Source organism: Rhizobium sp. 007 (assembly GCF_015353075.1).
In the GTDB taxonomy this organism is placed as follows: Bacteria; Pseudomonadota; Alphaproteobacteria; order Rhizobiales; family Rhizobiaceae; genus Rhizobium.
Window position 1 is genome coordinate 1198633 of sequence record NZ_CP064188.1, and the last position, 12607, is coordinate 1211239.

The 12607-nt window shown below is 59.7% G+C and carries 12 protein-coding genes; 3 read left to right on the plus strand and 9 right to left on the minus strand.

Annotated features, from left to right (window positions below):
- Positions 1–287: 287 nt before the first annotated feature.
- From ISN39_RS26820 to ISN39_RS26860, 9 genes are all read right to left on the minus strand, one after another.
- On the minus strand, positions 288–902 hold the full coding sequence (locus ISN39_RS26820) for a TerC family protein (RefSeq protein WP_040115513.1): 615 nt from the start codon (positions 900–902) through the stop codon (positions 288–290).
- Positions 903–1044: 142 nt separating this feature from the next.
- Positions 1045–1350 (minus strand): hypothetical protein, encoded by a 306-nt coding sequence (locus ISN39_RS26825; RefSeq protein WP_194731141.1) that lies wholly within the window; start codon positions 1348–1350, stop codon positions 1045–1047.
- Positions 1351–1495: 145 nt separating this feature from the next.
- Positions 1496–1606, minus strand: a complete 111-nt coding sequence (cydX, locus tag ISN39_RS26830; RefSeq protein WP_040115511.1) for a cytochrome bd-I oxidase subunit CydX — start codon at positions 1604–1606, stop codon at positions 1496–1498.
- 13 nt (positions 1607–1619) lie between these two features.
- Positions 1620–2771: a cytochrome d ubiquinol oxidase subunit II gene (gene cydB / locus ISN39_RS26835; protein WP_194731142.1), complete on the minus strand. Its 1152-nt coding sequence runs from the start codon at positions 2769–2771 to the stop codon at positions 1620–1622.
- A gap of 5 nt (positions 2772–2776) precedes the next feature.
- On the minus strand, positions 2777–4357 hold the full coding sequence (locus tag ISN39_RS26840; protein ID WP_194731143.1) for a cytochrome ubiquinol oxidase subunit I: 1581 nt from the start codon (positions 4355–4357) through the stop codon (positions 2777–2779).
- A 69-nt stretch (positions 4358–4426) separates the two neighbouring features.
- On the minus strand, positions 4427–6115 hold the full coding sequence (locus ISN39_RS26845) for an ATP-binding cassette domain-containing protein (protein ID WP_194731144.1): 1689 nt from the start codon (positions 6113–6115) through the stop codon (positions 4427–4429).
- Positions 6115–7815 carry a thiol reductant ABC exporter subunit CydD gene (gene cydD, locus ISN39_RS26850; RefSeq protein WP_194731145.1) on the minus strand — a complete coding sequence of 567 codons (1701 nt, stop codon included), beginning with the start codon at positions 7813–7815 and terminating at the stop codon, positions 6115–6117. Before cydD ends, ISN39_RS26845 begins: the two co-directional genes overlap by 1 nt.
- 4 nt (positions 7816–7819) lie before the next feature.
- Complete coding sequence (locus ISN39_RS26855; RefSeq protein WP_194731146.1) at positions 7820–8392, minus strand: GbsR/MarR family transcriptional regulator; 573 nt, start codon at positions 8390–8392, stop codon at positions 7820–7822.
- A 416-nt stretch (positions 8393–8808) separates the two neighbouring features.
- Complete coding sequence (locus tag ISN39_RS26860; RefSeq protein WP_194731147.1) at positions 8809–9741, minus strand: dihydrodipicolinate synthase family protein; 933 nt, start codon at positions 9739–9741, stop codon at positions 8809–8811.
- 164 nt (positions 9742–9905) lie between these two features.
- On the opposite strand from ISN39_RS26860, the gene ISN39_RS26865 reads away from it, so the two are divergent.
- The 3 genes from ISN39_RS26865 to cobG all read left to right on the plus strand — a co-directional run bounded on the left by ISN39_RS26865 (position 9906) and on the right by cobG (position 12605).
- Positions 9906–10385 carry a DUF2938 domain-containing protein gene (locus ISN39_RS26865; RefSeq protein WP_194731148.1) on the plus strand — a complete coding sequence of 160 codons (480 nt, stop codon included), beginning with the start codon at positions 9906–9908 and terminating at the stop codon, positions 10383–10385.
- A gap of 25 nt (positions 10386–10410) precedes the next feature.
- On the plus strand, positions 10411–11169 hold the full coding sequence (cobF, locus tag ISN39_RS26870) for a precorrin-6A synthase (deacetylating) (RefSeq protein ID WP_194731149.1): 759 nt from the start codon (positions 10411–10413) through the stop codon (positions 11167–11169).
- A 101-nt stretch (positions 11170–11270) separates the two neighbouring features.
- Complete coding sequence (gene cobG, locus ISN39_RS26875) at positions 11271–12605, plus strand: precorrin-3B synthase (RefSeq protein WP_246763504.1); 1335 nt, start codon at positions 11271–11273, stop codon at positions 12603–12605.
- The last annotated feature ends 2 nt before the right edge of the window (positions 12606–12607 follow it).

Below are 12607 nucleotides of genomic sequence, written 5' to 3' on the forward strand. Positions count from 1 at the left end.
CAAGGTGCAGCCACCATAGCCTGCGCCGGGACGAGCTCTTCTCTCGGTATCGCGTACATCGTCACTTGTCCGCGCTTCGCGATCGCGAAGGTCGTTATCGGCTCGGCCGCATCCAAAACGGGGACGACCTGGCGGTCATCTTGCACAGAAGGTGGCTGCGACAGGTTAGGCGTCAAGCGAACGGCGTGCCGCAGTCGCTACCTATGAGCATCACTGTTTGTGAATAAGTAAAAGCGGAGCGGCTCTCGCCGATCCGCTTAAAAGGGCAATTGCGTCCGCTCTTTAGGCTAGAGATGTGGCCACACTTCCAGGACGCCGCGATGAATCATGTCGAGGGAGACATAAAGGATGATCAGCAGGCCGACATAGGCGATCCAGCGATGGCGGTTGAGCAGGCGGGCGATGATGTTCGCCGCGACACCCATCATAGCGATCGAAAGCGCAAGGCCCAGGATAAGCACGGTCGGGTGGTCGCGTGCGGCACCGGCAACGGCCAGCACGTTGTCGAGCGACATCGACACGTCGGCGACGACGATCTGGGTTGCAGCTTGCATGAAGGTCTTCTTAGGTCCGGTGGACGCTTCGCCTTCCAGACCAATCTCCCCGCCGTTTGCGTGCTGGGAGCGAAGCTCGCGCCACATCTTCCAGCAGACCCAGAGCAGGAGCAGACCACCGGCAAGCAGCAAGCCGACGATGCTCAAGAGCTGAACTGTCACGGATGCAAAAAGAATGCGCAGAACGGTGGCGGCAAGAATGCCGACCAGAATGGCCTTCTTGCGCTGTACGACCGGAAGCCCGGCTGCAGCAAGACCAATGACGACGGCGTTGTCGCCGGCAAGAACAAGATCGATCGCGATGACCTGCAGGAGTGCAGTCAGGCCCGCAGCAGTAAAGATTTCCATGGAAACGTCCCCAGAATGCCTTCGAGAAGCGTGCTAGTGTCCCCGGAACGCCACGTCAACCATGAATGACGCAAGGTCAAGAAAATGCGAAGCGGGGAAGCGCTCTGTCCCCAAGTTTTTAGGGGCGCGCGTACCAGCAAATTCAGTGCTTCAGCTTGATGATGATCTCCCGGTATTCGTCGGCAATGGCAATCGCTGCCTTTACAACGACCGGACTGATCGATTTGTGGTCAATCGCCAGGCGGCAGGTTTCGAAGACGCCGCGTAGTTCGTTTTCGATATCCGAGAGATGTGGATATTTCTGCACCAGAAGATGGGGTAGAACCTTAGCCTTTTCCTTCATAGGTTTGGTTTCATTGGTAAAACTCTGCGGATCGGCGATGACCTCCCGGATTGCATCTTCGAGACGCCATGTCGCACCAATCATATCCGTGACTGACACCGTCATATCTTCTCCTGCCCACGCGCCATTCTTCCGATGGGTATTAAGACGCAATCCTTGTGCCAGATTGACCAAAGTCGCTATGGGGACGGGGCGGCGGTGTGGCAGGCTGCATTCAGGGTCGGGATTTTGGGCCTGACCTTTTTGTTTGTCATTGTTTCTTTTTCTTGGCTTCGTCGTCGACGAGCTCGTACCACATGGCGTTAAGGACGGCGAAGGCGGCCGCCAGCGGCAGCCCGAGCATCCATGCGAAGTACCACATCATCTTGTCTCCCTCAGTAGGCGTGTCCGCTTTTGTCGGTAACCGACTTTTCGTCGACTTTGCCCCACAGCACTTTGTAGACCCAGGCAGTGTAAGCGGCGACAATCGGCAGAAAGATCAGCGAAACGACGAGCATGATGAAAAGCGTCATATGGCTCGAGGAAGCATCCCAGACCGTCAGGCTTGATCGCGGATCGAGCGAGGAGGGCAGAATGAAGGGAAACATCGAGACGCCGACCGTTGCGATGATGCCGAAGATCGAGAGCTTGCTGAAGAGCAGGGTCGAGACCTCGCGCCTCGCCCGCATTGCCGCAAACGAAAGTGCCGCACCCAGCAAGCCGAGTACCGGAGCAATCAGCAGCCACGGATAGGTGCTGTAGTTCGCAAGCCACGAACCATCATGCTGCGCCGTTTTCAAGAGCGGATTTGACGGACCGGCCGGGCTGATGGTGCTGGTGATGCGATAGCCATCGATGCCGAGCGCCAGGAAAAGGCCGCCGAGGGCAAAGAGTACGATAACGCAAAGGGCAGCGATACTTCCATAGTTTCTGGCGCGCTCGGCAACGGGACCGCTCGCCTTCAGCACCAGCCAGGATGCGCCGTGCAGCACGAGCATGGCAACCGAGAGCAGGCCGCAAAGCAGCGCATATGGATTGAGAAGGCCGAAGAATGAGCCTTCGTAAAAAATGCGCATGTCGTCGGCAAAACGGAAAGGCACTCCCTGCAGTACATTGCCGACGGCAACGCCGAAGATCAGCGACGGTACGAAGCCGCCGATGAACAGCGCCCAGTCCCAGTTGTTGCGCCAGCGCGCACTATCACGCTTCGAACGGTACTTGAAGCCGACCGGGCGCAAGATGAGCGCAAGGAGGATCGCAAACATGGCGAGATAAAAGCCCGAGAAGGAAACGGCATAGAGCGGCGGCCACGCGGCGAAGATGGAGCCGCCCGCAAGGATCAGCCAGACCTGATTGCCTTCCCAGACCGGGCCGATCGTGTTGATTGCGATACGGCGTTCCGTGTCGGTCTTCGCGACGAAGGGCAACAGCGTGCCGACACCCAGATCGAAGCCGTCGGTTGCCGCAAAGCCGATCAGCAATACGCCGAGCAGCAGCCACCAGATGACGCGTAGGGTTTCGTAGTCGATGAGTTCATGAAGGATCATGGCGATCACTCCGCTGCTGGTACGAGGGTTTCGGAAATAAGTGCGGCGTCCGGCTCGTCATCCGGATCGGGCCCTTGCCGGATCGCTTTGATCATCAGGCTCATTTCGACGACGATGAGCGTCGTATAAAGTGCGGCAAAGCCGATGATGGTGAGGAGCACCGTGCTTGCCCCCAGGCTGGAAACTGCCATCGCCGTCGGCAGCACCCCTTCGATGACCCAGGGCTGGCGGCCGATCTCGGCGACGATCCAGCCCGCCTCGATGGCAATCCAAGGAAGTGGTATGGCGAAAACGGCGACCTTCAGGAGCAGCGGATATTTGTCGAGGTGGCGGCGGGCCGACAGCCAGAAGAAGACCGCCGTCAGCAGGATGAAGAACATGCCGAGCCCGACCATGATGCGGAACGACCAGAAAAGGGTCGGTACATGCGGGATCGTGTCGCGTGCAGCCCGGGCAATCTGTTCATCTGTTGCCTGGCGTGGATCATCGACATAGCGCTTCAATAGAAGCGCATAGCCGAGCTGGTGGCCTAGGTCGTCGAAGGAGCTGCGAACCTCCTGCGCAATGCCGGCCGGTGTTGAAGCCGCGCGGATTTGCATCAGCGCATCGTAGGCTTTGATGCCTTCGCGGATACGGGTTTCGGCCTGCTGTTCAAGCTTGTCGATCCCTGGAATTTCGGTGGTCAGCGAGCGTGTCCCGATCAGCCCCATGACCCATGGGATATGGACGGCGAAATGCGTCTCACGCGATTGCTGGTCTGGAAAGCCGAAGGCCGTGAAGGCTGCAGGCGCCGGTTCCGTCTCCCACATAGCCTCGATTGCGGCGAGCTTCATCTTTTGGTTTTCCGTTGCCAGATAGCCGCTCTCGTCGCCGAGTACGACCACCGAGAGAGCCGAGGCAAGTCCGAAGGAGGCGGCAACCGTCATCGAGCGCTTGGCAAGCTCGATATGGCGGCCTTTCAGCAGGTACCAAGCCGAGACACCGAGCACGAAGATCGAGGCACAGACGTAGCCGGCAGAAACCGTATGCACGAACTTCGCCTGCGCGACGGGATTGAAGACCACCTCGAAGAAGCTCGTAATCTCCATGCGCATGGTCTGCGGGTTGAGCGCCGAGCCGACCGGGTTCTGCATCCAGCCATTGGCGATCAGGATCCAGAGCGCCGAGAAGTTGGAGCCGAGCGCCACGGCCCAGGTAGCAACCAGATGCCCCACTTTGGACAGCTTGTCCCAGCCGAAGAAGAAGAGGCCGACGAACGTCGCTTCCAGAAAGAAGGCCATCAGCCCTTCGATCGCCAGCGGCGCACCGAAGATGTCGCCGACATAATAGCTGTAGTAGCTCCAGTTCATACCGAACTGGAACTCCATGACGATGCCGGTCGCAACGCCCAGTACGAAGTTGATGCCGAAGAGCGTGCCCCAAAATTTTGTCATCTGCCGCCAGATCTGCCTGCCGGTCATCACATAGGTCGTTTCCATGATCGCGAGCAGCACCGACAGACCGAGCGTCAGCGGCACGAACAGGAAGTGATAAAGCGCCGTCAGGGCGAACTGGAAGCGCGATAGCGCGACGATATCTAATTCCATTGTTTTTTCTTCCCACGGTCCCACAGGATGTCGAACGGGCGCCGCCGGCGTCCGCGGTTAGCGCAGCACTCAATCCGGCCTTAGCCGCTCGAGCGCTCTTTCGAACGCCGCCTCTCCACGGCGCGATACTTCTACAATACGACCGCCCTCGATGACTGCGATCTGATCGGCGATCGCAGCCTCCCGGCGGGCATGGCATGCAATGACGAGGGAACGGCCACACGCCCGTTCCTTGAGGCGGGACATGACGTCGCTTGCCGTTGCGCTGTCGAAACCTTCCGTCGCCTCATCGAGCAGCCAAAGCGGCGTGTCGCGAAGGAACAGGCGTGCAAGCGCCAGACGACGGGACTGGCCGCCCGAAAGACCGAAACCGCCTTCACCAAGAGGTGTGCCGAGCCCTTTCGGCAAAGCCTCGACATCCGAAAGCAGCCCCGCGGCGAGAAGCGCTTCGCGCAATTCCGCGTCGCTCGCCTCAGGCTTGGCGAGCCGCAGATTGCCTTCGAGCGTATCCTGAAAGAGTTCGGTCCGTTGCGTAAGAAGCGTCGCATCGACGCATGCAGCAGTCCCAAGGCGCGGCTCCACTTCATCTGCGAGCAGCGACAGCAGTGTCGATTTTCCGGCACCGCTCGGGCCGATGACGGCCAATGCTTCACCCAACCTCAATTCCAGGCTGATTGCATGGAGCGCATCTCCGGCGGAGCCGTCATGTCTAACGCTTACCTCCTGCAGACCAAGAGCGATACCGGCTTCAGGGGCACTTCTTTTTTGTCGCAACGTCTCGTCAGTCAGGCGCGGACCGATCCGCTTGGCTGCGACTAGGACACGGCCGAATTCCAGGGCCCCGCGCCGCAGGGCCGTGAAGGGTTCGACGGCTGCAAAGGCGATCAGCAGCCCCAATGCGGCAACCGGTACAGTGACAGCCTTTACTTCGGTAAGCGCCGCTACCGCAAGAAGCGAGCCGGCGAGCAAGAGCGCGGTGACGAGGCCGAAGGTTAAGGTGACGCCCGTTTCGATCCGATTTAGATGACGATCGGCCCTGGCGGTATAGCGATCGGCTGCGAGAACGGACGCGCATTGCGCTTCCATGCGCGATGCCATCATGAGGTCTGTCTGGCCGGCTGTCAGGTCGATGGCGCGCGAGCGAAGCGCCTCGATGCCGTAAGCGCGGCGCCGGGCAGGCTTTCTGGCAAGGCCGCCTGCGGCGATCGGAACGCAGATGCCGGAGCCTAGCAAAACCGCGCCGGCCAAGACCCCGAAGGCGGGGTGCATGATGCCCAGCGTGACGACAGCGACAACCGCGGCACCGATCGCGGCACCCATCGGGACGAGAATTCTAAGGTAGAGCGAATCCAGCGCATCGATATCAGCCGTCAGGCGAAATAGCGCTTTGGAGGGCCGGCGGAGAAGATTGCGTGCGGCATCAGGTGCCGCCCAGCCGCGAAAAAGCGTCTCACGAAGCGCCGCCAATATGCCCAGCGTCGCATCATGCGTCGTCATCCGCTCGCCGTAGCGCGCGGCCGTACGGCTGATTGCAAGCAAGCGGATTGCGGCTGCCGGCGCAAAGACGTCGAAGGCGACGGCTGCCGCAGAGAGGCCGGCGATCGACGCGGCAGTGATGAACCAGCCCGACAAGCCGAGCAGGGCAAGGCCCGCAATGACCGTGACGGCAGAAAGCAAGGCACCGGCCAACAGACGAAGCGGCCTTTCAGAAAAGAAAAGCTTGAGGATCGGCGCAAGGATCCGGATCAGATTTCTCATTACTCAGCAGCCTCTTGTAAGAACGGTGCATCGATGACGATCCTGCGGTCCATGCGCGCAGCAAGACGCGTATCATGCGTGGCAACGATAAGCGTCCTCTCGCTGGCAAGGGCAATCAGGCTTTCCGTGATCTCCGCAGCAGTCACTGCGTCGAGATGCGCCGTCGGTTCGTCCGCCAGGATGATGCGAATGAAAGGATTGGCGGCCGCCCGTGCGATCGCAAGTCGCAACGCTTCGCCGCCGGAAAGACCGGCACCGCCTTCGCCGAGTGGCCGCTTGCCGTAGGCGGCCGCAACGCCGTCCAGTCTGGCAAGCGCCAAAGCCTCCTGCAGAACGCCGCAATGTCTGTTCAGCAAGACGTTGCCCGCCAAGCTTCCGGCAAATATATGCGGCGTCTGGCCGATCCAGGCCATGGTGCTGCGCACGCCCGCATCGACGGACCGGCCATCAATCAGGACTTGACCCGTCTGAGGTGGTGCCAGACCAGCGATCAGCGCAAGCAGCGTGGATTTTCCCGCGCCGCTCGCACCTGAAAGCGCGACATGCTCACCGTCCGTGATAAGACAGTTGAAGCCGGAAAGCGCGGAAGGCCGCAAGCAATCGTAACGGAAGCTGACATCGTTGAATTCAATGTCGAGCCGGTCAACGCGCGGCGCCGGGCCGGTGCTCTCCGTATCTACGATCTCAATGCCGCACTCGCCGAGGCTGTCGAGCGCCTTTATCGCCGCTTCTCCGGCGGCACGATCGTGCCAAACGGAAGAAAGTTCGCGCAAGGGTTCGAAAAACGCGGGTGCGAGAAGGAGTATGAAAAGGCCTTCGGCCAGGCTGAGCTTGCCCGACCATGTCCCGAAGTGGATTTCGCCAAGGAGGCTGAAGCCCACATAGACCGCGACCATTGCAACGCCGAGCGCAGCAAAGAGCTCCAGCACGGCCGAGGAGAGAAAGGCGATTTTAAGCACCGCCATGGTGCGTGTCTTGAGGTCTTCAGCATCTGCCCGCAGCCGCGTGGCAGTCGGCCCGACTGCATCAAACGAGCGGATCGTGGCCAGTCCACGGAGCCGGTCGAGAAGGAATGCATTGAGCCTGCCTGTTGCAGCGAGCTGCTTTTCGCTCGCGGCCTGTGCGCGCCAGCCGATGAGTGCCATGAAAAGCGGAATAAGCGGCATTGCAATGAAGAGCACGAGCGCGGCAACCCAGGAGGTCGCTAGCACGCAAGCAAGGATGACGAAAGGGGTGACGCTCGCTTTGAAGCGAGCGGGAAAAAAGCGCGCGAGGTAGGGAACGACAAGCTCCGCCTGCTCGCCGAGAATGCTCGCAACCTGCCCGGAAGCAGGGCGCGTGCCGTCGATCGGCGATCGCCGGGCAAGTGCTGCAACGGCAACCTGTCTCCTCAAACTCAGTTCGGTCCGCGCGCTGTCGAGGGCAATCTGGCCGCCAACCGCGTCAAGCAGCGCCTTTGCAATACCGAGTACCAACACAAAAAAGGCAGGCCAAAGGACATCACGAAGACCATCGCCATCTGCAATGCCGCCGACGGCATAAGCGAGCAGACTGGCTTGCGGGATCCACAAGAGAGCGGCAGCGGTTTGAAGCGAAACGGCATGACGAAGACCTAAGGGCCGGGTCGAGCGGCCCGGCAAGCCAGTTGCTGGCGCTCCGGCTGCATGGGCTTTTCCCTCGTCGAAGAAAGCACTCCCCATCGCGCTAGCTCTTGTTCGCAGGCCGCCGGCCACGGCCGAGTGAAACCACCCGGTCCTTGGCTTCCAGAAGCTTCGTAACCTTTGCTCCCAAAGAGAGTAGCGTTGCGAGGCGTTCTGTTTCAAGTTGTTTCACGTCCTCATACCAATGCGTCAGCTGCTCGATCAGACCGTGCATTTCGCTCATCCGCTCCTGGGCGAAGCGTTCGGCTTCGCTCGCCGGCCTTTGCATGAGGATTTCACGCAGAACCGAGAGTGTTGGATCGACCTCGCGCTTCTTCCGCTCTTCAGCAAGCGTGCGCAGGATGAGCCAGACATCGTCAGGCGTGGTAAAGAAATCCCTTCGGTCGTCAGGTCTATGTTTCAAAAGCACAAGGTTCCATGCCTGCAGCTCCCGCAGGCTCATCGAAACATTCGATCTTGAGATGCCGAGCGCGTCGACGATCTCATCGGCGCAAAGCGGCGAGGGCGAAGCATAAAGAAGCGCATAGATCTGGCCGACCGTGCGATTGATGCCCCAGCGCGAGCCCATCTCACCGAAATGCAGAACGAAGGATTGAACGAGCGGCGGAAGATTCATTAGCGATTCCGTTGTTTCTATGATTTCAGAATTTTGTGAAACAACTATACACCGGTTTTCGCAGCTCTCAATCGAGGTAACCAGGGCTGCGGCAATTTGGTCGCAGGCCGAGCTCAGCCCACTGAGCGTCACAACTCCATTACCTTGTCACAATGCCCAGACGGACCGCAGGCTCTTTTTGCTGGCCGCGTGCTGTCACTTGATGAAAAGAGCTGGGCAGATCTGAGCGCGACTCATGTCGAATCGCAAAATTTCCAGTCGATCACGAAGCGCTCTCGACATCATGATTGCCGCCATCGCCGAGGCCAACAAATGCTTATTCATCACGGATAACGCGCGAGATTACGACGGATTGAGCATATTTAGTCCGCTCAAAAACGATCGAGAAACATAGAGCGCCGAATAAAAGAGGCGGGCTAGGTTCTGAACGCCGCGCGCTTGTCGTATCTTGCAACGCGTGAAAGGAGGTAATCGATCTCCGCCTTTGCCCTCTCCGAAATGCTTCCCGCGGGCTTGCGCTGGGAATCGCTGGCGATCGCGCCGCGCTTCTTGAGGACATATTTGCGTATGGCAAGGCCAACGCCCTGCTGCTGCTCATAGCGAACGAGCGGCAGATGCGCATCGAAGAGGTCATGTGCCGCCTCGCGGTTTCCGGCCTGCTGGAAATTCACGACGTCGACCAGCATATCCGGGAAGGCATAACCGGTCATCGCGCCATCGGCGCCGCGCTCCATCTCGAAATCGAGAAACAATCCGCCGTTGCCACAAAGGATCGAAATGTCGCGCATCTCGCTCGCCTTTTGCGCTGCCCGCAACCGGGAAATCTTCTCAAGCCCCGGCCAGTCTTCGTGCTTCAGCATCACGCAGGATGGATGATTGTTGACGATCTTCTGGATGACGCCAGGCGTCATCACCACGGTCAGCGTCAGCGGATAGTCCTGGATGACGAAAGGAATATCCTCGCCGATCGCCTCGACCGCCTGGGCATAGTAGCCGATGATTTGATCGTCCGTCCGAAGAGACGGCGGTGGGGCGATCATGACGCCCTGAGCACCAATATCCATGGCGCCACGCGCAAGTGAGCGCATCGCCGCAAAGCCCGGCGCCGAGACACCGACGATCACCGGAACGCCGGCGCGCTTCACGACCTGCCGGGTGATTGCAAGCGACTCCTCCGGCTCAAGCTTCGGTGCTTCGCCCATGATCCCGAGAATGGTAAGCCCGCTCACGCCGCACCCGAGATAGAAATCGGTGAGCCGGTCGACCGACACCGTGTCCAGCCGTCCGTCCGGATGAAACGGCGTTGCGGCGATGGCATAGACGCCCTTGGCTGTGTGATCGAGCTTCATTGCGCACTCTCCCTTTTTGGCCGGAACTTAGAAGTAGTCATCGTTCCGATCAATTGAAATGCGCCGTTTGCGCAGGGATCCGATGGAAGTGTAAGAGCGCTGTTGCAGGGCTTGCCGCGCGTGTTTAAGACAGGTCCAGCAATTTACGACTCTGGATATTCTTCATGTTCGATATTTTATGGCGCGGCATTGCAATGGGGATCGGTGCGACGATCCTCATGGATATTTGGGCAATCGTCCTTTTCCAGGCCCTCGGTCAGGCGCCTGCCAACTGGGCGCCTGTCGGACGGTGGTTCTGGCACCTCGGGCGCGGCAAGGTATTTCACGACAGTATCGCCAATGCAGAGCCCTATAGGCACGAGCTGGCACTCGGGTGGATCGGCCATTATGCGACCGGCATCATCTATGGCCTTGCTCTTGCGGCTATCACGGGGCCATCCTGGCTGGCAGCGCCGACCTTCCTCCCCGCCTGGATCCTTGGTATTGTCACGGTCGGGGCCGGCTGGTTCCTGCTGCAGCCTGGGCTTGGCATCGGCTGGGCCGCGTCGAAGACGGCGAACCCGAACAAGGTGCGCGCGCTCAATCTGATCGCGCATACCGTCTTTGCCATTGGGCTCTACGGCACGGCGCTTTTGATCGCCTAACGGCGCAAGACCGCAAGGAGGCTCAGTGAAGCATATTTACGCGATCGGCATCGGCACCGGGAACCCGGAGCACATAACCATTCAGGCGATCAATGCCATGAATGCTGCCGATTTAGTTTTCATTCCCACAAAAGGTGCACAGAAAGAAGAGCTTGCAGATGTCCGCCGCGAAATCTGTGAGCGGTATCTCAAGCAGGCGGATGGCAAGATCCTCGAATTTGCGGTGCCTCTTCGCGAGACGAAGGAGCGCAGCTATGGCCAAAGCGTCGATGAATGGCACGCCGCGATTGCTGCCACCTATCGTCAGCTGATCAGCGAGTTGCCTGAAAATGGCACGGCTGCTTTCCTCGTATGGGGCGATCCGAGCCTTTACGACAGCACGTTGCGCATCTTGGAACGGGTGCGGGATAAAGTGGAATTCGATCTCACCGTCATCCCGGGCATTACCAGCATTCAGGCGCTTGCCGCCAGCCACCGCATTTCTATCAGTCTCGTCGGCAAGCCGGTGGAGATTACGACCGGCCGAAGGCTTGCCGAAGAGGGGCTTAAGACGGAAAGTACGGTTGTAATGCTCGACGGCATCCAGGCGTTTACGAAGATCGACGGCCCGGATACGGAGATCTTCTGGGGAGCCTATCTTGGCACGCAGGACGAAATCATCCGTGCCGGGCGGCTCGGCGACGTCGCCGATGACATCGTAAGGACCCGGGCCGAAGCGCGCGAACGGCACGGTTGGATCATGGATATCTACCTGCTGCGCAAAGGTCGCGACTTTCAGGATTAGTCCAGAGGATTAGTCCGGGCGCTTTACCGCAAGGGTGCCGCCCCGTAGAGGCATGGATGAAAGGACGAGCCATGGGCCATGCCGGCGAAAAAGAGATCGACATGGAAGGGCGCGCCATTGCTGCACCAGGCTCGCGCCGAGGCGCCTGTCCGACGCTTGCTGCACCCATGGCGACCGGCGACGGCCTTCTTGTACGGTTGCGGCCGGCCGGCGGCGCGCTAACGCCTTCGCAATTGAATATGCTTGCAGCCTCCGCAGCGGCATACGGCAATGGCCTTCTGGAAATTTCTGCGCGGGGAAGTCTGCAAGTCCGCGGCCTGCGGCCGGAAACTGTCGGGCGGCTCGCCTCTGATGTTGATGCGGCTGGGATCCTTGTGCCAGCAGGTCCGCCGATCGAGCTATCGCCGCTGCATGGCATCGACCCGGGTGAGATAGGAAGTGCCGCCGCGATCGAAGCCCGGCTGCGAGATGAGCTCAAGATCGCGCTGTCTTCACCACTTTTGGCCCCGAAGCTCTCCATCATCGTCGACGGTGGAGGACGTTTCGGTCTATCCGGTCTTTCGGCCGATATCCGCGTTGTCGCTCTGGACGCAGGCCGCTGGCTGGTCGCGATAAACGGCGATGCAAAAACGGCAAAACCGGTTTGTATCGGTTCAGCGGATGACGCCGCCCGGGCGGTCGGGCAATTGCTGGCGATGCTCATGGAAATTGGCAAGAATTCTCGAACGCGCGACATTGGACTGCTTGCATTGCGCGATGTGTTTCCGGCAATGGAAGCGCAATTTGCCACCGGGCCACATTCGGAAATGCCGGGGCCTGGCCTTCATCAGCTCTCCGATCACAGCCCGGTCCTTGGCCTCAGGCCGCGTTTCGGCCAGATGAAGGCAAGCGACCTGTCAAGATTTCTGGGAGAAACCGAACGCCTCGGTGCAGCGGAAATTCGCCTGGCACCGGGCCGCCAGTTCTTCGTGACGGGCTGCAGCACAGAGGAGGCGAAGGCGTTGCAGACAGCTGCAAAGGAGTATGGCTTTAGCTCCGATCCGAATGATCCATCTGCAAATATTGCGGCTTGCGCCGGGGCGGGTGCCTGCGCCTCTGGCTTTTATGAAACAAGGATGCGGGCACAGCATTTACTGCGGCATTCACCGGTTCTTTTCGATGGATCGCTGACGTTTCATCTCTCGGGTTGTTCCAAGGGATGCGCTCATCCGCGACCGGCGCTGGCGCTGACTGGAATGCCGAGTGGTTATGGTATTGTGTTGAGCGGACATGCAGGCGACAGCCCCGATGCAACGATTGCTGGCGGCGAGATTGATTTCGCTATAGAGAAGCTCGCCCGGCTTGTCGGGAAGAACAAGAGCGCTGATGAATCGGCTGCTGCCTGCCTGACGCGGCTCGGCCCCCAGACGATCGTGAAGGCGCTGAAACAGGAATAGGT